Raw genomic sequence first — 22,250 nt, 5'->3', positions numbered from 1 at the left:
TGATTAAATTTTGTTCGAGATAAAAGCCTTTTAATCGAGGCAAGTCGATTGAAGCCTAGTTATTCTAAGTAAATGAGACTTAACGAAGAGTAAAAGGCTTTTAGCCGAACCCTTCGGGCTGCGTTTGTTGGTCTTTTCTACTTAGTCATCGGCTTTTCGTGTAGCCAGCTACACCACAAAGCCTCTTCCTTGTATAAAAACCCAACAATTCGCAGCAAAAACAACCACGAAAGATCAACTGCCCCTAATACCGACCTAAAAATATTATCGACCAATTTACAATAATAAGCAGCTTCGAGCTGATTCAGCACCCAGATAAGGTGTCTTCTGCGCGACACCTATCTTTATTTGTTATGTGATAATTTCACTACCACGATCCAGCACCCAGCAGCGCTCGTTTTTGGTGTAGCCAATTTGTCCATAATAGTCATTGGCTGCCGGTGCGGCGATTAAAAACAGTTTACATGTAGGCTCTATTTGGGCTTGTGTTTGAACTTGTAACTGCTTGCCTATTCCCGACCTTTGATATGCTTCATCAACCGCGAGGTCGGACAGATAGCAGCAATAATGGAAATCCGTAATAGAGCGAGAAATACCAACCAGTTTAGGTCCATCCCAAGCAGTGATTATGAGATTGCTATTGTTTAACATACCGTTGATACATTTGATATTTTCTATCGGTCTACGCTCTCTTAACGTCGTTCGCTTAAGCAAACCAATAAACTCGTCAGCCGAGATCTGCTGATTAACTTTATATTCGATACTCAATGTGACCTCCTTATCATATAAAAATGTATTAGCAGGAAACGCGGATAAACCCGTAGATATTTCTGACACAATCGCTGCTAATCGATGGTTTAAATGCAATAAAATACGTCTGTTTTTCACTTACCGTTGCACGCATTAACCTACGCTGAGGAAAGCTTTACCAGTAATTCTCAAAGCTAAACTGACCGGATTCACTGCGCAGGTGTTTTTGATAGCCCATGCTTTCTAGGGTATCGCGGGTGTCGTGTACCATGTTGGGGTTGCCGCATAAATAGAAGAAACTGTGCTCTGGGGTTAACGTCACATGCGCGGCGGCAGATAATTGCTCGCTCTTAAGCAGTTCAGGAATTCGTCCTTGCAATGCGCCTTGCTCCACTTCACGCGACACAATCGGCACATAACGTAACTTGCCTTGGTAGGTTTTCATCATCTCAATGATCTTGTCTTTATATACCAACTCTTCTTTGGTCCGAACGGCATGGACTAACACCAAATGCTCAAATTTTTGGCATTGTTCGACTTCTTCTAAGATCGATAAAAATGGTCCGATCCCTGTGCCGGTCGACAACATCCATAAATCTATCGCACTGTCAGGTATCTCATCGACAGTCATAAAACCAGAAGGTTGGGTGCCGACATAAATCGTATTACCAGCCTGCAGATGGGCTAGAAGTGGGGTGAGTTGCCCTTGTGGAATTTCAATCACTAAGAATTCGAGGATTAAATTTTGCTTTTTCAGAGTGGGATTGTTGACCATAGAATAAGCGCGGCGCACCCATTCACCTTGGCCATTTACTAAGGCCAGTTTAGAAAATTGCCCAGCAATAAAAGCAGGGGAAGGGTACGCATTGGCTGGCACTTCGACGACCAGCGAAAAAAGGTGTTGCGCCCACTCAATCCGCTTAATCACTCGACCAGCAGTAAAACCAACAGGAATGTCTTTCATAAGTGACTCCTAGTTTTTCTATTTAATGGCAGCTATTAATCATACTCACAGTAATAATCTAGAATCATCATATACCTCGCCATTAACGCAAACAAGAATTATTATCATTAAAATAAGGTAATGGACTCTTTGCTTTTATAATGAACGGTGAGTGATTGCGTTGAGGTAAGATTCAGTCTGTCTTCAGCCAATCTTAAGTTTCTGGGATTAATCTAGCCTTACTTTGATTTTATAGGTTTTCCCATGCGCAAATTATCCACTCCTGCTTGGTTTGATTCATTCCCACGTCCAACCATGAAAGTCACGACGCTTATTACCATTTTAGCGTTGTATTACGGTTTTGTTTTGAATTATCCGATTGTGAGTCGTGTTTTCGCATTAAGCAAAGATGTGCCTGATTTTTGGTTCCCGTATACCGGGCCTTTTGTGCTCTTTTTTGCTTTTATGATCATTTTTTCTTTATTGGCGTGGCCGGGCGTATTCAAACCTATCATGGCGTTGATCACGCTCACTTCTGGGATTGCCTTATTTGGCGCTGTCACCTACAAGATTTTATTTGATGTCTCTATGATGGAGAATGTTTTTGGTACGAATGCTTCGGAGATTTCGTTCTATCTAACTTTCCGCTCGGCCTTATTTTTTGTGGTGTTTGGCTTAATTCCCGCGATATTGATCTTGTGGGTTAAACTGGAATATCGAAAATCTATCTTTAAAGAATTATTAAGCCGCGTGATCATCATTATGATCGCCGTGTGTGGCATTGCCTTGATTGCAGTGACCACTTATAAAGATTACGCGTCTGTGGGTCGTAATAATAAGTATTTAAATAAAATGATCATTCCTGCTCATGTTTACAATACCTTTCAATATGTGAACCGAAACTTTTTAACCAAACCATTAAAGTACGTTGAACTGGGTCAAGATGCAGCGCTCACGCCGACCGCCAATAAAAAACCAACCTTAGTGATCTTAGTGTTAGGTGAAACCGCACGGAGCATGAATTTTACCGCCAATGGTTATGCGCGTGATACTCAGCCATACACCAAAGATTTGGGTTTGATTTCAATGAAAGATGTGTCGTCGTGTGGCACCTATACTGCGCTGTCGGTGCCTTGTATGTTCTCGAATATGGATCGAAAAGATTACAAAAAACAACGCGCTAATGCCCAAGATAACGCGGTCGATATTATTGCAAAGAGTGGGGTTGAAACCTTATGGATAGACAATGATGGTGGTGATAAAGGCGTCGCTAAGAAAACCAAACTGATCCACGTTGATGCATCGCAAGATCCGGAGTTTTGTAATGGTGAAACGTGTTATGACGGCGTGTTACTCAAAAAAGCCCAACCATTTTTAAGCTCGGATGACAAAAAAGATAAGTTATTGGTGCTGCATACTATCGGCAGTCACGGGCCGACGTACTTCCAGCGTTTTCCTGCTAAAATGGCAAAGTTTGCGCCTTGGTGTAACCGTAAAGACATTGAACAGTGTAGCGATCAAGAAATAACTAACGTCTACGACAACACATTGATATATACTGACTACTTCTTGTCACAAGTTGTGAAAACCTTGCAGCAGTATTCCGATAAATACAATGTGGCAATGATGTATATTTCTGATCATGGTGAATCATTAGGTGAACATGGTTTGTATTTGCACGGCACCCCTTATTCGTTGGCACCGAAAGAGCAAACCACGGTGCCATGGCAAATGTGGATACCTAAGCAATATGCACAGCAAAAAAACATTAACCTTGATTGTGTCAAACGTGAATCACAAAAAACCGGTTATTCACATGATAACTTCTTCCATAGTTTGATTGGGTTTATGGGTGTGACCACCAAAGATAAAAATGAGCAGCAAGATCTCTTTTCAAGCTGCCAATCACAATAATATTAATTGAGTTAAACAATGAACGATAAAACAGTAATAAAACGCACCGGTCTTAGCCGCATTATGTACACGCTTGTACACAGCAGTAATGGCGTGAAGTGGATGATTAAAAATGAAGCGGCTTTTCAGCAAGAACTGATGTTGCTGGTTCCTCTTACCATATTGACATTTTGGATTGATTTTACGGCGCTACAAACGCTGGCGATCATGTTGTCGATGCTGTTTGTACTGTTTGCTGAAATGACCAATACCGCGATAGAAGCGGTGGTGGATCGCGTTGGGTTGGAATATCACGAACTGTCGGGTGTGGCAAAAAATATCGGCTCAGGGATCGTCACCTTAAGCATGATCATGTCGCTTATGGTGTGGGGCGTGATGTTGTACACCCACTTCTGCGCTTAACCGATATACTTTAAAGGCTCCCCACCACGGTGAGCCTTTTTTATTTGTGCCCATTTTTATTTACGTCAATATGGTTGAATAGAGAGCTCATGAAACTACTTATCATTGAAGACTCAGAAGCATTGCGCCGCAGTGTGGTGGTAGGATTAAATAACCTTGGCTTTACCATTGATGAAGCAGGTGATGGGGCAACCGGTTTAAGTATGGCGTTGCTCAATCAATATGACTTATTGATCTTGGATTTAATGCTGCCCAATGTTGATGGTATGGATATTTTGCGAGCTCTGCGCAAGCAAAATCTCGAAACCAAAGTCATTATTTTATCGGCTAAAAACCTCACTAAAGATAAAATTGATGGCTTGATGGATGGCGCAGACGATTACCTCACCAAACCCTTTTCTTTTGAAGAACTGCATGCGCGAATATTAGCGTTATTGCGTCGTGGGAAAACTAGTCAAGTCAATAATAGCCTTGAAATTGACGGGTTTACGCTCGATCTTGAAACCAAAAGTTTTTCCTATCAAGGCCAAATCATTGATTTAACCCGCAATGAATTTAAAATTATTGAATGCTTATTTTTAGCGCAAGGTCGGGTGGTCAATGCTGAAAAAATCAGTGAAGCGGTTATGGGCAATTTTGACCACTTATCTAAAAACACCATTGAATCGCACCTGTCTTCAGTGCGTAAAAAAGCGCGTCAATGTGGCGGTGATTTACCGATAAAGAATAAACGTGGCTTTGGCTACATTATTGAAAAGAGTCATTTATGCTAAACAAAAATCGTCCTCGTTCTATTAAGCGGAATTTGGTGAACTCGATTTCAGTATTATTTGGTGTGTTGATCTTCGCCATCTATTTATCGGTCGATTTAAGTATGGACAGTTGGGGCGATTCACAGTTTGATAGGGCTTTGATTAATAAAACCAATTATTTAAAGTCATTAGTTACCGTTAATAAATCGGGTGACGCGGTAAAATTCAATGATGGGATGATGAAAGATGCGAAAGGCAGTGATGATGTTGGTTATTATCAATTATGGTATCAAGATAAAAGCTTTAAGCGTTCTGAATCATTAACCGCCTTTCCCGATTTGGAATTACTCAAAATTTCCTTGCCACTCAATACTACCCAAATCGTTGATATGAAACTACCAAATGGGGAAACAGGCAGAGCGTCACTTTCCTATTTTTTACCTGACTCCGAATTACTCCATACTCAACATGCTCACCCCGCCTATTTAACCTTATATGAATCAAATAGTTCGCTAGAAAAGATGCTGATGTTTCTGGATGTCTTATTAGTTGTGAGCTTTTTCTTCTCGATTTTTTTGGTGCGAAATGTGGCTACTCGCATTGTTAGTAATGGTTTGCAACCGCTGCAATACTTAAATGAAGAAATAAAAAAAATTGAAATTAATCAGCAAGAAAAGATTGATTCAGTAAAATTTATTGACTCACCAGTGACAGGCAAAACAATTGAAGAGATCGAACCGATCCGAAAAGAGATCAATAATTTTATTCAAGCGAATCAATTACTGCTACAAACGGAACAACGCTTAACTGGCGATATTGCCCATGAATTAAAAACGCCAATTGCGGAAATAATCAGTTTGAGTGAAGTCTATATTCGTTATCCAAATGATGAGCGAATAGGCCAAAGCTACAAGCAAGATATGCTTAAAATTGCGACTAGAATGAAAACCATCGTAGATAATTTACTGTTATTACAGCGATCATCCTCGAACGCCATGCAGTTAGATTATGATGTGTTAGATGCTGAATTTATGCTTGAGCAAGTGTTGCAAGATTTGGCCTTTAAAGTGCCGACTATTCAACAAAGGGTAGATGTGGCACTGAAAACCGATAATCTCTACGCCGATGCTTTCTCACTCAATGTCATTATTACCAATCTTATTGATAATGCATTATTTTATAGCCCTGAGAGTTCAACTGTGACGGTTTCACTCATACCGGCAACTCAATCTGGGCGCTGGTTATTACAAGTGACCAACGATTTGATTGTGCCGTTAAGTCAACAAGATATCGAGCATATTTTAGATCCGATGTACCAAGCCGATAGCTCACGAACCTCGAACGAACGGCACGGGTTAGGCTTATCAATCGTGGATAACATTTGTCGACAAAATGGTTATACATTGACCTTTAATACTGATATTGCACAGCAAGTTACCTTCACTGTCGGGCCGATTGCCTCAACGAATGAAAGATTGGATGACCATTGAGGCTGCTTTAAACAATCCTCAGGGTGAGCACCATTCACACTACAGTGTCGTCAAATCTTGCGGGTATAAATGAGGAAATAGAAAAGGCAAAATTGACTGTTTTTAATACCGTCAATATTGACCATACTATCTAGGTAATAAAAACTTATTACTCCTTAAAACCATTTATGCGGCTTTGCAACTCACCCTAATGCCAGTCGTTAGGGTGATTATTTTCCCCTATCTTCAATAAATCTATTCCCAATAAGCATGAATTTTATACTAGTATAATGCTATATTAGATCCATTCGGCTTACTTAAACTCAGGTTAATAAAAATTATGTTACTGGAAGGGATTGAAACCTTACTGGCACTCAGCCAAGAAAAAACCATGAGTCGGGTGGGGAGCCAGCTTTATATTAGTCAATCTGCGGTCAGTAAACGCATCGCCTTGCTTGAAAAAAAACTGGGTAAAAAATTGATAGTGCCAGACGGGCGTCATGTGCGTTTAACCTCAGCGGCCAATGAGTTGATCGCCAGTATTGGCCCTACCTTTCAAGAGTTACAAGGGCGTATTTATGAACAATATGACCTGCAAGATCAAACGATTATTAAGCTAGATTGCTCGGAAACCTTAGTCGCCGGCTACTTATGCAAGATGATGGGCGAGCATTTTAAATGTGACGCTGCCATTCGGATTAGTACCCATCACACCCCAAGAATTGTCGAGCGTGTCCAGTCGGGTAAAGCGACCATTGGGTTTTGCGCTGGCCACTTACCAGCTCAACATGGGCTGAAAGTTATATCGCTGTGGCAAGAACCGTTTGTGTTAATAAGCCAAGCGCCATTGCTGCAACTTCCTAAGCAAGTGCTCACCAACGATTTATCCAATCCGGCCAATAGAAATCAGTTTGATATGTTGTCGCAATTAAAGATTGAGGCTTTAATGGAGATGGACTCATATTCTGCGGCGGCGCAACTCGCACTTGGTGGAATTGCCGCCGCATTAGTGCCACTTTCGGTAGTGAAAACGTTAAAAATAGAGGCTAAGTATTGCTTTAGTTTTGAGTCGTTAAAGCCACTCTCTCGCCCGATTAATATCTGTTTACGCCCGAACAGTTATCAAAACGAAAGGGTTAAAAGATTGATTGCAGCAATTGTGGATGTTGTTCCCACAACAGTTTAAGCGCCATAGTCATCGACATAATGATCACCAAAGGGCGTACCACTTTTTGACCGTTGCCTAATACTACTTTGGCTCCTAATCGAGCGCCAATAAAATTCCCAATCGCCATGGTGAGACCAAGTTCCCAAATAGGTAATCCTGCCATAATAAAGAAAGACAACGCGGCAATGTTGGAGGTGAAATTTAACACCTTAGTACGAGCGGTAGCGGCAACTAAACTGTAGCGACCGAGCGCCACAAAACACACCGCAAATATTGAACCGGTTCCCGGGCCTAAAAAGCCATCATAAAAACCAACACTGGTACCGATAGCAAAGGCGAATGCAGCTTCTGATAATAATGGTTTTTCATCCGGTTTAGGGCTCAAGGACTTAGAGAATAAGAAATAGCTCGAAATGGCGATCAAAATGATTGGGATGATGCTCATTAATACATCGGCGTTGATATGCTGTACCGTGGTGGCACCAATGGCTGCACCAATAAAAGTACACACAATGGATAACCACATCGATTTAAGCTTCACCGTGCCGCTGCGAATAAAATACAAACTGGCAGAAAAGCTGCCAAATGAGCTTTGTAATTTATTGGTAGCTAAGGCTTGAGCGGGTGGGATCCCCGCAGCTAACAGTGCAGGAACGGTGAGTAAACCGCCACCACCGGCCATGGCGTCGATAAAGCCGGCTAATGCTGCAACGGCGACCAGTAGCGCCATTACTTCTAATGAGAGATCCATATTCTACCCTATAATAATAATTGAGCTGACAATAGCATTAAAAGCGCGGTAGGATCAGCAAAAGGAAGGAAATAGACCTATTCCAAATTTTCATTGGTTATATTGATGGGATTGCCTTTCTCAAGCGACTAGGACAGGACTGCATCTTTTCGGTGTATTCAACTTGATCAGATATTAAATGGAATGGGCAGAATAACGATGGGATCAAAAAATCCCTGCTTATAGACTTTACTTAGGATGGTAAAAAGCAGCCTAAAGCAGGGAGTGGGCTTATTATGATTGCGAATCAGAAGCACACAGAGTAATTATAGTCGTGGATTCAGCATTTATGAGTTGGCTTATGAAAAAGCGTTTAGTTTTCGAGGCAGATCTCAACATTGAGTTTATACGTTTCGCCCCTGATAACCGAAGTTATGTGCTTTCATTTTTAGTAACGAATTGATAAATTATCGATTATTTTTTGTGATTATATTTTAGGAATAACTCATGGCCGGCTTAAGTCTACTGACATTATTAGATGATATTGCGTCAGTGCTCGATGATGTGGCACTGATGTCCAAAGTGGCCGCCAAGAAAACGGTTGGTGTGCTAGGCGATGATCTGGCGTTAAACGCACAGCAAGTCACAGGCGTTCGAGCTGAGCGTGAAATTCCTGTGGTCTGGGGTGTGGCTAAAGGCTCCTTTCGCAATAAATTAATATTAGTGCCCTCAGCCTTGTTAGTCAGCGCACTCGCGCCGTGGCTTCTGATGCCAGTGTTATTAATCGGGGGTTTGTATTTATGTTATGAAGGGGCAGAAAAAGTTCTCGAGAAATATTTACCCCATCACTCAGAGAATGAGACTCAAACAAAAAGAGCCGGAGGCAGTAAAGAACCAATCGATTTACTGGCGTTTGAGAAAAAGAAGATAAAAGGCGCGATCCGTACCGACTTTATATTATCGCTTGAGATCATCGTGATCGCATTAGGGATAGTGCAAGGTCATCCGCAGTTAACTCAAATTTTTGTGGTGAGCTTTATCGCTTTTATCATGACTTGTGGGGTATATGGTTTGGTGGCAGGGATCGTAAAATTAGATGACTTAGGGTTTTATCTACAAAGAAAAAGCCAAGGTCGCGGCGCTTTGAATATGATTGGTGGGGCTCTGGTTGCCACCGCGCCAAAATTGATGAAAGTGCTCACGGTGGTGGGAACGGTTGCGATGTTCTTAGTTGGCGGTGGCATTATTGAACATAGTATTGCGGCAGTGCATCATGTTACTCAAAGCTTGATCGCGCCAATGGTTTCTATGCCACTAGTGGCAACGGTTGCTCCTTATATCGTGACGGCAGTATTAGGTCTATTGGCTGGGACGGTATTGGTGGGGATATTGACTGGATTGGCAGGATTAAAGACAAGCTTAAATGGCAACAAAAATAATCCCTAATACCCATACCATTTCCATTTAATATTTGATCAATTTTGAACGTTCATTAAATTTATGGCATTGGTATAAGAACGAAGCATTAAACACTTAATAAAATGGCGAATGACCAACTGAAAGGTCATTCGCCATTTTATTGTTAGCATGATTGTGTCACTTGCACGTGCAAATTTGAGGAGTCATAACCGAATTAAGCCGCCACAATCTCTTGTTCTAAATACTGAATGATATCGTTTGACTCATACAACCATTTCACTTCACCTTGCTGCTCAATTCGTAAACAAGGGACTTTCATGGCGCCACCACAGGTTAATAGTTGCTCACGATGAGTCGGATTATTCTTGGCATCGCGTAATTCAATTTTCAAACTATTACGCTTAATCGCACGGCGTACTTTGACACAAAAAGGGCAGGCTTCATATTGATACAACGAAAGATGTTGGGTCGCAAGATCAATTTTTTGTTGCTCTGGCGCCGAGCGTTTGGTACCTGAAGGTGAAAAAACAAAATTGAGCAGTAAAATAATACGCCCTAAAATCCAACGAATAATCGCCATGTTAATCCTATAAGGGTTTGCTAAAAATAAAAAACAAAGGCTGAGTCATTCAGCCTTGTTTGTGTCAGAAAATTTGAGGTTATAACGCTTTCAAATAATCTACCACAGCATCAGATTCATATAACCACGTCACGCCATCTGATTTTTCGATGCGTAGGCACGGTACTTGCGTTTTTCCGGTTGCTGCTACTTTCTCGTCTTGGAAGTCAGGATTTTTGCGAATATCGCGTAATTCTAAATCGAGGCCTAATTCCGCAACCGCACGGCGAACTTTTTGGCAATATGGGCAGCTTTCAAAGTGATACAGTGCCAAGCCTTGAGTGGAAATTGTCATATCTAACTCCTTGATTATTTTCTAAATTATATTTTATTTGGATTAATTTTTAAGAGATCTGCATAAGCTTGGCCACATGAATACTTATCGTAGAGAGTATCTTCTGCTTTAAACTTAGAGACATTTTGTTGTTGAGAAATTTCTGTGAGCTTATTTTCAACCAGAGCTTGGTATTCAGCATGATGCATTGTCCATTGAATTGGGTATTCTGTCATCACATAAGATCCAATTTTATAACTGCCTTCACGGTGTAAAAATCCACACACCAAGTAACGAGTGAGATCTTTATCCGCTAACATCTTCGGTTGAGAAGGGTCGATTGGATCTTTGCTTGGCGTGGCAACGACGGTTGAAGTGCTAAGTGTTGCTTGACTAGAACTTACAGCAGAAGGATTGGCTTGCTCGCTGGCTGAGACTGTCGCAGGCGTAGCGGCAGACACGCTGGCTGATTGCTCTGCTTGAGCCATACTTGATGTCACTAGCAAGGCAGAAAAAAGCGTTGCAGAGAAATGAGTGGAGAGTCGAAACATCCTGTCTTCCTTTACTATCAATTAAATAGGGTAATAAGATATAGAGGCTATCATAACAAATATTATTATAATCGTCTTACTTGACGCTGTAGCTTTGGGTATCCTTGCGCACTATTGGTATACCAAACGAGTAATACTTACGACTCGGACAACATTTCCCATGTTACTTCACATTGTTGATCGTCAGTCGATAAGTAAATTGTATTGCCTGAAACCATCACGCCTAATTCTAAGGTGCGCGCAATCATCTTGGTCGAGGCTAATACCCCGGCATGATCTAAGCGGAAAATATCAGCATTCAACGTTGAGAACTTGTCTTGGTTTTGCTTCCACCACACATCCGATTTGGTATTAAAGCTATAAATGCTGACCTGTTTGGCCAAGCGGGTGGCTTTTTTAACCCGATCAAAATCAGGCTCGCCGGCTTCAATCCAATGCAGTAATTGATCATCTAACGACTTTAACCAAATATCCGGCTCTTCAATGCTAGATAGGCCTTTAGTAAATTGCAGATCCGGTTTGGCATTTAAGCAATACGCGATCACACGCGCCATCATACGAGCATCATTCTCGGATGGATGCTGAGCGATGGTGAGGTTTAGTGAATCGTAGTGATCGTTATTGATATCGGTTAATGCGATACGAAATTTATAAATAGTTGGTTTTAAAGCCACAAGTTAGCCTTTGGGAGTGCGAGTAAAGAGAAGGTGATTGTACGTGATAAATCAGCCAAGTGGTGAGTTATTGCCATAAAAAGCGCCACCGCAGTGATGGGGTGGCGTATGGCGCTTTGGTTGGGATACTAATATCTGCTGTCGATCAACGTTATTTGATTTAGCATGCTTATTCCTTTACACCTGAAACTTACTTTTATCGCCAATATCGAAATGAAATGGCTGGCGAAACTTAGCAATACAAATTCCGCTCAGTAATAAGAACGAGGCAATGGCTAACCCATGTGTGATGATGGGTAAAATAGGGATCAACAAGCTCAACCAATAAATGATTAACACCACCGGCGTAATACGAACCAAATAAATCCGAAAGCAATAATACTCTTTGATCGCAAGGCCACTCGTGACTAAAAAGCTTGCACCTATCGCCAAAATTGGCGCGAGACCTATCGCCAGCCAACAGACAGAAAATAGCGCCGACCCTAAGATGATCCAGCGAATGTTTTTATCATAAATATGCATACAAGCCGCCGCCACAAGTGAGCTGCAAATCAGCAACTGGCTGGCATATTCAAAAGCAATAAAGTTAAACAACAACATCGCAATGGCAGACACACCAAAGCTTAAACGATAAAAACCGACGGTTAAATAATCGATGCTATCAAGCTCTTCTTTTATATGTATGTCAGCCATGTGGTGGTCCTATTGTGTGTTGAGGTTTAAAGTGTCGTTAAAACATAATCCAATGCGCCCACAATAGCGGCAACTTGAGCGCGATTACATTCATCATTGGTCACTTTAGGGCTGTCTGGGTAAACTTCCGTGGTGGTGCAATAAGTATAATCGGTAAAACCGGCACATAAACCTAATTTGGCTAATGGGTAGTTGATCACGCCATCTTGCGTTACATCGGATCCAATAATTTGGTGGTTGTCATCGGCAGGGGCAATGTGGGTGACTTTACGTACTGAATCAATAATCGCCTTTTGTAGCGCATCGTCTTGTTTTTCGGTATCGCCAACCGTGTAGAAACCATCAGGGATTGAGCCTTTTGTGTAAGCTAAACCATCGCGCGCCGCAAGCGCTGGACGAAACTCCAGTTCATCGGTATCGGTGGTTTCATGCAAATCAATGTGGACTAAAATTGGCGCATCGAGATCTTTGACCATCTTCATGAGCGCGGCGGATTCTTGTGCAGGGCTATTGGCAATAAAGTTGCGGTTAGGATCGAGCGCATCGGGGTTCCAGCGATTAATGGTTTCATAACCCCACGGGCTGACACACGGCGCGATCACAATATTAAACTGGTCTTGGTAACGCTTGGCTTCACTTTGAGCAAACAACAGCGCGCCATGCACACCACTGGTTTCATAGCCGTGCACACCACCAGTAATCAAAACGGTTGGTTTATTGGCAGACCAAGACTTGGATTTTAGCGCCCAAAGTGGGTAGCGGCTTTCCCCGACAGGGTTCGCATCGTAGTGCAAATCGGCATAATGAAAGGCATCGAAATCATTTTTTAAGCCATCAATCTTTGGCATAACTTCATCAAAATAACTGCGCTTCACACTGGTTTGTTCTAGCCATTGACGTTTTTCAATGGCTGTCCATTTTTGACCCAGAGTCCCGATTGGGAAGGCATTTTCAGAGTTCATAACGTATCCTTTATTGAGTGCTATCACTGATATATACCCGTCTTACTTGAAGCTGCAGCTTTGTTGGCTGCGCTAACTTACCCCAATCACTTAGGCAAGCTAAGCTCATGGGGCTTTGTTTACTTGCCGCCTCACTGCAACTTCAATTACTTTGGGTATAGTCACAATCTTAGCACTTTATTATCTCGGCTATAGCAGAAATATTATGGCGCTCTCTTAATTGATGGATTTATTGCTTACACTGAAGTAAGAACAGTAAACCGTGATGGATAAGGAATGTTATGACCAAACGGATTTGTATCATATTGAGTTTGCTATTAATGACAGCCTGTTCAACCCAATTTTTTTATAACCGCTTAGATTGGATGGCAGCGCAATATGTCGATCGCTATGTGTCATTAAGTGATCAACAACAAGCGTCGTTTAAACAATCGGTACGCGAGGTGCAAGCGTGGCATCGAGCCGAACAATTACCCTTATATATTAAACAGATTGATTACCTGCTTACTCTGACGCCCTCTCAAGCGAACAAGCAACAAGTGGCACAACAGTACGAGGTACTAAAAGACTTTTCGACTCAATTAGTCACTCATTCTATGCCGCATTTATACCGCTTATTTATGAGTTTAGATCAACAACAAGGCGATGAATTATTTGATTCGTTGCAACGCAAATACGAAGACCGTTATGCCGATGATAATGACCTCAGCGATCAACAACGGCGCGAAAAATCACAACAAGGAATGACTGACATATTGGAAACGTGGATCGGCGATTTGTCTGCCTCACAAGTTGCGATGGTGAAGCAATGGAGTAAAGATCGTCCATCTATGCGGCAAGATTGGCTTAAACAACAATTGATCAATAAATCCGAATTACAGGTGTTATTTTTGCAGCGTAATGACTCACCTGCATTCAAACAAAAATTTAGCACGACCTTGCTTAACCCCGATAGGTTGTACCCCGAGTCGCTCACGCAAAAACGGCAACATAACCGCACCGTCACGATTACGATGCTGGTGGATGTGATCCAAGCCATGAACCCAGAGCAGTTTGAGCATTACCATCAACAATTACGCGATTGGCGCGAGAGGTTTAGCGAACTTATGGAAGATGCAAAATAAAAATAAATCATTCTCGATCTATCATTCATCACATAAATGAAATGTAAGCTGATTTATTATTACACTCACACGTTAGATACGTCTCATTGTTAATAAGATGCGACTCATTACAAGAGCCAAATGGAGAGCTTAATGAAAATTGTACGCCACCCACTTTCTTTGTCTGTGTTGATCGGGATGATCGGCCTGTCAAATCCTACTTTTGCGGACACTATTCACTTACGCGTGATTGAAACTACGGACATTCATGCGAACTATATGGATTACGATTACTACAAAGATCAAGCTTCGAAGAAAATCGGCTTAGTTCGCGCGGCAACCTTGATTGAGAATGCGCGTAAAGAAGTTAAAAATAGCGTGCTGGTGGATAACGGTGATTTATTGCAAGGCAGTCCGATGGGCGATTATATTGCCTCGCATGGTTTAAAACCAAGTGAAGTGCACCCCGCTTATAAAGCGATGAATTTACTTGATTATGATGTGGGTAACATTGGCAACCACGAATTTAACTATGGGCTAGATTTTTTAGCTGAAGCCACCAATGATGCTAATTTTCCGTATGTGAATGCCAATGTGGTTGATGCTAAAACGGGCAAGAATTACTTTAACCCTTATGTGATCAAAAAATATCAGTTTAAAGATACTGACGGTGAGTCACACCAAATTAAAGTCGGTTATATTGGTTTTGTACCACCACAAATCATGGTGTGGGATAGAAAAAATCTAACTGGCAAAGTAAAAGTTGCCGATATAAAAGAAACGGCTGAAAAGTTCATCCCTAAAATGCGCGCCGAAGGGGCCGATGTGATTGTCGCCATTCCTCACTCGGGCATTTCGACTGAGAAATACCAACAAGGAGCGGAAAATTCCGTTTATTACCTCACTAAAGTAAAAGGCATTGATGCGATCACTTTTGGTCATTCTCATGCCGTGTTCCCAAGCGAAGAATTTGCCAAAGTGGCTGGCGCAGATATTAAACAAGGCACCATTAATGGCGTACCTTCGGTGATGCCGGGTCGTTGGGGGAGCCATGTGGGGGTGATTGATTTAGTGCTCGAACAAAAAGGTGATAAATGGATGGTTGCCAACGGTAAAGCCGAAGCTCGTCCTATTTATGATGCTAAGGCTCAAAAGTCTTTAGCTGCAGAAGATATGCAAGTGAAACATGCGCTTGAAGAAGATCATCAAGGCACGCGGGATTTTGTTAATCAGCCAATCGGTAAAGCCAGTGATGAAATGTACAGTTACTTGTCGTTAGTGCAAGATGATCCTACGGTACAAATTGTTAATATGGCGCAAAAAGATTACACCGAACGCTTTATTCAAGGCGATCCCGATCTGGATGGTTTACCGGTTTTAGCCGCAGCAGCACCGTTTAAAGCGGGTGGCCGTAAGAACGATCCTGGTAACTTTACCGAAGTCGAAGCAGGGCAACTAACTTTCCGTAATGCGGCTGATTTATACCTGTATCCAAATACGCTGGTGGCACTTAAAGTGTCTGGCGCTGATGTAAAAGAATGGCTTGAGTGTTCAGCAGGGCAGTTTAATCAAATTGATCCAAACAGCAGTAAGCCGCAGTCACTCATTAACTGGGATGGTTTCCGTACGTATAATTACGATGTGATTGATGGGGTTAACTATCAAATTGATGTGACTCAACCGGCCAAATATGACGGTGATTGTAAGGCGATTCACCCTGATTCTCAGCGTATTGTGAACCTGACTTATAAAGGCGAGCCGATCAACCCTAAACAAACCTTTATCGTGGCGACCAATAACTACCGAGCTTATGGCGGTAAGTTTGCAGGTACTGGTTCCAAGTATGTGGCGTTTGATTCTCCGGATGAAAACCGCACAATCTTGGCCGACTATATTACCCGCGTGAGTAAAGAGAAGGGCCAAGTCACGCCAAGCGCGGATAACAACTGGTCGTTTGCCCCGATTAAAACCAAAGCCAATTTAGATGTGCGCTTTGAAACCTCACCAAGCGATAAAGCCGCCGCTTTCATTAAAGCCAAAGCCCAGTATCCGATGAAGAAAGTCGCTACCGATGAAGTTGGTTTCGCGGTTTACCAGTTGGAGTTGAATAAGTAAATTAGCTGTTCATCGAGAGATTTTGGGCGTTTAAGGTGTCCAGATATTGAAATCCCCAAGATGATGTATATTCATCGACTCGGGGATTTTTTTTGGATTTAATCTTAGTTATACCGAGTATTCTGGTCAAGCCCAATAGGACACCTGACTTTGTAATTTTTTATAGTCGATTGGCGTTAAATCACCAAGCGTAGTATGCAACCTTTCATGGTTGTAATACCGGATATATTCTTCAACATCTTCTTTCATTGCATCACGCGTTAAATAAACCACATTGAGTAGCCATTCATTTTTCAAGCTACCGAAGAACCGTTCGACGACTGCATTGTCTAAACAAGCTCCAACGCTGCTCATTGATGATGTGATGCCATTTCTCGTTAACAGGTGCTGAAATGAACTACTGGTGTACTGTGAGGAAAAGTAAGCCTCTTTGAGGCTTACGAAGTGTAATTGCCATTTGTAATGCACGTTCAACGAGACCTACCGTCATGCGATCTGATAATGCCCAACCAATGATCCGCGTGAATGTAAATCCATGACTACAGCCAGATACATCCAACCTTGATTGGTTCTCAGATAAGTAACATCTCCGGCCCAAATACGATTGGGCACTGTAGGATTAAATTGTTGTTTTAATATATTATCTGCAACGCTATCACTATGTTTCCGCTTGGTGGTGATTTTATAAGCTCGACGCTGACGCACAACAAGACCTAACTTACGCATGATGGTGCGAGTACGATAACGCCCGATAGTGAAGCCTTCTTCACGTAGTTTCTTAGCTAATTGACGAGAGCCTAAACTTCCACGACTGCGCTTGAATAAGCGCTTGGCAGTTCTGTATAAATTAAGCTCTTGCTCAGTAATGATCTGAGCAGGTCGTGCTAACCAATCATAAAATGCACTGCGGCTTACTTTTAGAGCGTTACAAAGCATTTTTATTGGAAATCGAGAGCGATGCTCTCGAATAAATTGAAACTTTACTTCATTTCTTTCGCAAAGAAGGCGCTGGCTTTTTTTAGGATCTCTTTCTCCATTCTAAGCTGCTTTACTTCCTTTCTCAGAGCCATTAATTCCGTTTTTTCATCTGCGTTGACAGATGAATTATTGAGTTCGTCAGCCTTCTGCTTCCAAGTATAAAGCAGGTTTTGTGATACTCCCAACGCATCAGCAGCTTGGGCGACAGAATACCCTTGTTCGGTAATAAGGCCGATTGCCTCTTCTTTAAATTCTTTCGTATAAGTTCGATATTGACGTTTTGTATTCATATTCACCTCGATTGATTATCGATTATCCACAATCAAGGTGTCCAGATCGATTAGACCAGAATAGTTGGATATCCGCGCTGTGGCAATACACGCAGGTTTCAACATAATTAAGATGTGCTGAGTCACACTCAGGGCAGTGCCGAATTCGGTCGATAAAGTCTTCTGTTTGGAGTAATTGATTTTTCAGCTTTGCCACTACATACGTTTGTGCTGACTGTAATGCAGGGTAATAACAATCGATCAATGGGTAATAATAAACTTGGTCGGTATGATGATCTTTTACGGGTAATAAAGAGCGCTTTTCATCCAGCCATAACCAAGTGAGGATAGGGCAAGTTTGTCGGTCATTGAGATGAGATAACCGTTTTTGATGTTGTTGCCATTTCGCTTCCCACTCATTTTCCGACCATAACCCATCAGATAAATGAGCAGATAAGGTACTTTCTTTCATCACATATATTTGCCAAGTATGCGTGTGTTCTAATTGATGAATTGATTGTAATAATTTGTCTTGTTCTGGTTCGTTTGCTGAAATAAGACAAACTGATGCTGAATGCTTATTGAGTTCAGTCAAGCATGTTACCTGATTGTGTCGCATCGAAGGTGTAGATACCGAGTTTTGAGTGTTAAAAAAAAGTAAGTCCATAATATTCTTATCAAAAATGTAGAAGTTCAGCATCCTATGGCGTGAACTTTAATTTTTGGTAGTGATATCGTAATTAATAACATTATTTAGGTTATTAATGTGGATTTTCGGCAGTTATAGGCTTGATAAACCTATTCATGAAGGCATGGATCTGTTAGGCAGAGTTGCTGGATGTTCCTCAGTGATGTTGGTGTTCCAATGTTAATGTAATTACAAGTGTAAACGTTTACATTAATTGCGTTGGATCACAGAAATAATGCCGGGTATGTTGCTATTATCACCATAAGTTAAGCGGTTTGCTTTAATGGGATCGTTTTCTTTTGGAAGCTAAAGATCATGAAGGAGTCAAAATGAAAGTTTTAGTCACGGGTGGGTTAGGGTATATCGGCAGTCATACTTGTGTGCAGTTAATCAACGCTGGGCATCAGCCAATTGCATTAGATAACTTAACCAACAGCAAGTTAGAGGTTTTAAATCGCATTGAAGCGCTAACCGGCACCAAGCCTGAATTTTATCAAGGTGATGTGCGTGATGAAGCTTTCTTAGATCAGGTCTTTAGTGAACAAGCCAATAGCAACCAACCTATTGATGCGGTGATCCATTTTGCAGGTCTAAAAGCGGTCGGGGAGTCGGTTGCCAAGCCTTTGGAATACTACGATAACAACGTGAATGGTTCTTTGGTGTTAGCGCGCAGTATGCGTACCGCAGGGGTGAAAAATATTGTATTCAGTTCATCGGCGACTGTGTATGGCGATCCTGCTCAAGTACCGATCACCGAGTCGTCACCAACAGGTGCCACCACCAACCCTTATGGTCGCAGTAAATACATTATTGAAGAATGCTTTAGCGATCTGTTTGACGCTGAAAAGGATTGGAGCATTACCTTGTTGCGTTATTTCAATCCTGTTGGCGCGCATCCATCTGGCACGATGGGGGAAGATCCTCAAGGTATGCCGAATAACCTCATGCCATTTATTGCGCAAGTGGCCGTTGGTCGTCGTGATAAATTGGCGGTATTTGGCGATGATTATGCCACCCCAGATGGCACCGGTGTGCGTGACTACATTCATGTTATGGACCTAGCCGATGGGCATTTGGCCGCCATTAATGCACTGACGAATAAAGCCGGTTTGCATATCTATAATCTAGGAACTGGCCAAGGCAGCAGCGTATTGGATATGGTCAATGCATTCTCTAGCGCTTGCGGGCATCAAGTGGCGTATGAAATCAAACCACGTCGCGCGGGTGATATTGCCGAATGCTGGGCAAGTACAGAAAAAGCAGAACAAGATTTAGGCTGGAAAGCCACGCGAGATGTGGCAGAAATGAGCGCAGATACTTGGCGTTGGCAGTCGAATAACCCTAATGGCTATGATTCGTAATATTGGGATCAATAATATTGGTTATTCACGCTTTAACTCACTCAAACAGGCAGAAAATAAAAAATGACAACAGAATTTAACCCCATTGATCATCCACATCGCCGCTACAATCCATTAACTGGGCAGTGGATCTTAGTGTCTCCTCATCGCGCCAAACGCCCGTGGAGTGGTCAAGATGAGAAACCTGTGACCGCCAGCATTAAGCCATATCAAGACGATTGCTTTTTATGCCCAACCAATACCCGAATTTCTGGCGATGTGAATCCTGATTATAAAGGCACCTTTGTGTTCCAAAACGACTTTGCCGCCTTAATGCCAGATTCACCGGATGCGCCACCGTCCACAAATCCGTTATTTAAAACCCAAGGGGTACGCGGGTTAAGCCGAGTGATTTGCTTCTCGCCCGATCACAGCAAAACCCTGCCGGAATTACCCGTGTCACAGATCCGTAATGTGGTCGACACATGGAATGAGCAAATTGAAGAATTAGGTCAAGATTACCTATGGGTGCAAGCGTTTGAAAATAAAGGTGAGGCAATGGGCTGTTCGCAACCTCATCCGCATGGACAAATCTGGGCTAATAGCTTTTTGCCTAACGAAATCGAGCGTAAAGATAAAAATCTGCGTGATTATTACCAACAACATGGCACCAACTTATTAGTCGATTATGTGCAAAGTGAGCTGCAAGATGGCGCGCGTACTGTAGTAGAAACCGAGCATTGGATCGCCGTGGTCCCTTATTGGGCGGCGTGGCCATTTGAAACCATGTTACTGCCAAAAACGCACATCAAACGTATGAATGATCTCAGCGATGCACAACGTGATGACTTGGCACTCGCGATCAAACAACTCACTTGTCGTTACGATAATTTATTCCAATGTTCCTTCCCGTACTCAATGGGGTGGCATTACGCGCCATTTTTTGAAAATGATGATTCAATAGAAGATAAAGGTACTGAACATTGGCAATTGCATGCTTTGTTTTATCCACCATTGTTGCGCTCTGCGACGGTTAAAAAATTCATGGTGGGCTATGAAATGCTGGCAGAAAGTCAGCGCGATCTCACCGCAGAACAAGCAGCAGAAAGATTACGTGCATTAAGCAGTCAACATTATAAAGATGCACAATAACCCAATTTAAACACTCGTCTCTCCTTTAGATAATGGAAGTTTTTATTTTCATATCAAGAGTATATCCATACGAGTGATCATTATTAAAACTATGTAGGTAAACCCAATGAACGAACGTACTCAAAAGTTAATAGAAGCCGTTAATGGCGCATTTGAACTGATTTTTAACTACGCCGCGACGCACATTATTCAAGCGCCAGGCCGTGTGAACTTAATTGGTGAACATACCGATTATAATGATGGTTTTGTGCTGCCGTGCGCGATTGATTACCAAACCTTGGTGGCAGCCTCTAAGCGTGATGACAACATCGTGCGTGTGGTAGCGGTGGATTTTGATAACCAAGTGAATGAGTTTGATATTTCCAAACCACTCGAATTTGATCATGATGTGATGTGGGTTAACTACATTCGCGGCGTGATTGATTGTTTGCAAAAACGTGGTTATGAATTTACGGGTGCCGATATTGCAGTGAGCGGCAATGTGCCACAAGGGGCGGGATTAAGCTCTTCGGCAGCATTAGAAGTGGTGATTGGGCAGACATTTAAAACCCTGTACGAGCTTAACATCTCACAACAAGATATCGCCTTAAATGGTCAGCAAGCCGAAAACCAATTTGTTGGGTGTAACTGCGGCATTATGGACCAGCTTATTTCGGCTGAAGGTAAACGTAACCATTCATTATTGATTGATTGTCGCTCGCTAGAAACAAAAGCGGTATCCATGCCAGAAGATATGGCGATTGTGATCATTAACTCGAATAAAAAACGCGGCTTAGTTGACAGCGAATACAACACTCGCCGCCAGCAATGTGAAGCAGCCGCCGACTTTTTCAATGTGAAAGCATTGCGTGATGTGTCGATTGAGCAATTTATGCAACGTGAAGCCGAGCTAGACCAAGTGGTAGCCAAACGCGCTCGTCATGTGATCACCGAAAACGATCGAACAGAAGAAGCGGCGATTGCATTAAGAAATCACGACATGGCACGTTTAGCGGTACTGATGGAACAATCGCATGTGTCTATGCGCGATGATTTTGATATCACTTGCCCAGAAGTTGATGCGATTGTTGATATTGTGAAAGACGTGCTTGGCACTCAAGGTGGCGTACGCATGACGGGCGGCGGCTTTGGTGGTTGTGTGGTTTCTCTGGTTCCACCGTCTTTAGTTGATGCAGTAAAAGCGGCAGTGGAAGCACAATATCAAGCTAAAACGGGCTTAAAAGAAACCATCTATGTGTGTAAAGCAATGGATGGCGCTGGCGTTATTACAACTGAGACTCGTTAA

At 42.3% G+C, this 22,250-nt stretch carries 21 protein-coding genes and 1 pseudogene; 11 read left to right on the top strand and 11 right to left on the bottom strand.

Annotated elements, in window-relative coordinates; all coding sequences use genetic code 11:
* Positions 1-351: 351 nt before the first annotated feature.
* Positions 352-768: a GNAT family N-acetyltransferase gene (locus GFB47_RS14905; RefSeq protein WP_153448810.1), complete on the bottom strand. Its 417-nt coding sequence runs from the start codon at positions 766-768 to the stop codon at positions 352-354.
* Positions 769-925: 157 nt separating this feature from the next.
* Positions 926-1,714 carry a ferredoxin--NADP reductase gene (locus GFB47_RS14900; protein ID WP_153448809.1) on the bottom strand — a complete coding sequence of 263 codons (789 nt, stop codon included), beginning with the start codon at positions 1,712-1,714 and terminating at the stop codon, positions 926-928.
* Positions 1,715-1,957: 243 nt separating this feature from the next.
* On the opposite strand from GFB47_RS14900, the gene GFB47_RS14895 reads away from it, so the two are divergent.
* From GFB47_RS14895 to GFB47_RS14875, 5 genes are all read left to right on the top strand, one after another.
* On the top strand, positions 1,958-3,607 hold the full coding sequence (locus GFB47_RS14895) for a phosphoethanolamine transferase (protein ID WP_178306529.1): 1,650 nt from the start codon (positions 1,958-1,960) through the stop codon (positions 3,605-3,607).
* A gap of 18 nt (positions 3,608-3,625) precedes the next feature.
* On the top strand, positions 3,626-4,009 hold the full coding sequence (locus GFB47_RS14890; protein ID WP_153448808.1) for a diacylglycerol kinase: 384 nt from the start codon (positions 3,626-3,628) through the stop codon (positions 4,007-4,009).
* An 89-nt stretch (positions 4,010-4,098) separates the two neighbouring features.
* Positions 4,099-4,782 carry a response regulator transcription factor gene (locus GFB47_RS14885; RefSeq protein WP_153448807.1) on the top strand — a complete coding sequence of 228 codons (684 nt, stop codon included), beginning with the start codon at positions 4,099-4,101 and terminating at the stop codon, positions 4,780-4,782.
* A complete protein-coding gene (locus GFB47_RS14880; protein ID WP_153448806.1) occupies positions 4,776-6,251 on the top strand; it encodes a sensor histidine kinase in 1,476 nt (491 codons plus the stop codon). Before GFB47_RS14885 ends, GFB47_RS14880 begins: the two co-directional genes overlap by 7 nt.
* 319 nt (positions 6,252-6,570) lie before the next feature.
* Positions 6,571-7,416 (top strand): LysR family transcriptional regulator, encoded by an 846-nt coding sequence (locus GFB47_RS14875; RefSeq protein ID WP_153448805.1) that lies wholly within the window; start codon positions 6,571-6,573, stop codon positions 7,414-7,416.
* Here the strand turns inward: GFB47_RS14875 and GFB47_RS14870 are convergent.
* On the bottom strand, positions 7,367-8,149 hold the full coding sequence (locus GFB47_RS14870) for a TSUP family transporter (protein ID WP_153448804.1): 783 nt from the start codon (positions 8,147-8,149) through the stop codon (positions 7,367-7,369). The two genes, GFB47_RS14875 and GFB47_RS14870, sit on opposite strands and share 50 nt — an antisense overlap.
* A 486-nt stretch (positions 8,150-8,635) precedes the next feature.
* Here GFB47_RS14870 and GFB47_RS14865 point away from each other — a divergent pair, with 486 nt between their 5' ends.
* Positions 8,636-9,574 (top strand): DUF808 domain-containing protein, encoded by a 939-nt coding sequence (locus GFB47_RS14865; RefSeq protein WP_153448803.1) that lies wholly within the window; start codon positions 8,636-8,638, stop codon positions 9,572-9,574.
* Positions 9,575-9,761: 187 nt separating this feature from the next.
* Here the strand turns inward: GFB47_RS14865 and GFB47_RS14860 are convergent, their stop codons facing one another.
* From GFB47_RS14860 to GFB47_RS14835, 6 genes are all read right to left on the bottom strand, one after another.
* The gene (locus GFB47_RS14860) at positions 9,762-10,127 is read right to left on the bottom strand and encodes a glutaredoxin family protein (RefSeq protein WP_153448802.1); all 366 of its coding nucleotides are present in this window, start codon (positions 10,125-10,127) and stop codon (positions 9,762-9,764) included.
* A gap of 79 nt (positions 10,128-10,206) precedes the next feature.
* Complete coding sequence (locus tag GFB47_RS14855; RefSeq protein ID WP_153448801.1) at positions 10,207-10,461, bottom strand: glutathione S-transferase N-terminal domain-containing protein; 255 nt, start codon at positions 10,459-10,461, stop codon at positions 10,207-10,209.
* Positions 10,462-10,487: 26 nt separating this feature from the next.
* A complete protein-coding gene (locus tag GFB47_RS14850) occupies positions 10,488-10,991 on the bottom strand; it encodes a hypothetical protein (RefSeq protein ID WP_153448800.1) in 504 nt (167 codons plus the stop codon).
* Positions 10,992-11,128: 137 nt separating this feature from the next.
* On the bottom strand, positions 11,129-11,665 hold the full coding sequence (locus tag GFB47_RS14845; protein ID WP_153448799.1) for a YaeQ family protein: 537 nt from the start codon (positions 11,663-11,665) through the stop codon (positions 11,129-11,131).
* Between the two features lie 177 nt (positions 11,666-11,842).
* Positions 11,843-12,358, bottom strand: coding sequence for a DUF2301 domain-containing membrane protein (locus GFB47_RS14840; RefSeq protein ID WP_153448798.1), 516 nt, complete (start codon positions 12,356-12,358; stop codon positions 11,843-11,845).
* A gap of 26 nt (positions 12,359-12,384) precedes the next feature.
* The gene (locus GFB47_RS14835) at positions 12,385-13,320 is read right to left on the bottom strand and encodes a M14 family metallopeptidase (protein WP_153448797.1); all 936 of its coding nucleotides are present in this window, start codon (positions 13,318-13,320) and stop codon (positions 12,385-12,387) included.
* A 281-nt stretch (positions 13,321-13,601) separates the two neighbouring features.
* Between GFB47_RS14835 and GFB47_RS14830 the strand changes: the two genes are divergently transcribed.
* Positions 13,602-14,444 carry a DUF6279 family lipoprotein gene (locus GFB47_RS14830; protein ID WP_153448796.1) on the top strand — a complete coding sequence of 281 codons (843 nt, stop codon included), beginning with the start codon at positions 13,602-13,604 and terminating at the stop codon, positions 14,442-14,444.
* 132 nt (positions 14,445-14,576) lie between these two features.
* Positions 14,577-16,538, top strand: coding sequence for a bifunctional 2',3'-cyclic-nucleotide 2'-phosphodiesterase/3'-nucleotidase (locus GFB47_RS14825; RefSeq protein WP_153448795.1), 1,962 nt, complete (start codon positions 14,577-14,579; stop codon positions 16,536-16,538).
* A 126-nt stretch (positions 16,539-16,664) separates the two neighbouring features.
* On the opposite strand, the pseudogene GFB47_RS14820 reads toward GFB47_RS14825, so the two are convergent.
* Together GFB47_RS14820 and GFB47_RS14815 are read right to left on the bottom strand one after the other, a co-directional pair.
* A pseudogene (locus tag GFB47_RS14820) lies at positions 16,665-17,806 on the bottom strand (IS3 family transposase).
* Positions 17,807-17,828: 22 nt separating this feature from the next.
* Entirely contained in the window at positions 17,829-18,380 is a 552-nt protein-coding gene (locus GFB47_RS14815; protein ID WP_153448794.1) for a TackOD1 domain-containing metal-binding protein, read from the bottom strand.
* Between the two features lie 422 nt (positions 18,381-18,802).
* Here GFB47_RS14815 and galE point away from each other — a divergent pair, with 422 nt between their 5' ends.
* The 3 genes from galE (at position 18,803) to galK (ending at position 22,250) form a co-directional block, all read left to right on the top strand.
* A complete protein-coding gene (gene galE / locus GFB47_RS14810) occupies positions 18,803-19,834 on the top strand; it encodes a UDP-glucose 4-epimerase GalE (protein ID WP_153448793.1) in 1,032 nt (343 codons plus the stop codon).
* 63 nt (positions 19,835-19,897) lie between these two features.
* Positions 19,898-20,965, top strand: coding sequence for a UDP-glucose--hexose-1-phosphate uridylyltransferase (locus tag GFB47_RS14805; RefSeq protein WP_153448792.1), 1,068 nt, complete (start codon positions 19,898-19,900; stop codon positions 20,963-20,965).
* A gap of 106 nt (positions 20,966-21,071) precedes the next feature.
* Positions 21,072-22,250, top strand: a complete 1,179-nt coding sequence (gene galK, locus GFB47_RS14800) for a galactokinase (RefSeq protein WP_153448791.1) — start codon at positions 21,072-21,074, stop codon at positions 22,248-22,250.

This window comes from Vibrio algicola (genome assembly GCF_009601765.2).
In the GTDB taxonomy this organism is placed as follows: domain Bacteria; phylum Pseudomonadota; class Gammaproteobacteria; order Enterobacterales; family Vibrionaceae; genus Vibrio; species Vibrio algicola.
The sequence above is the reverse complement of the archived record's forward strand: the minus strand, read 5'-3'. Positions and strand labels throughout refer to the sequence as shown.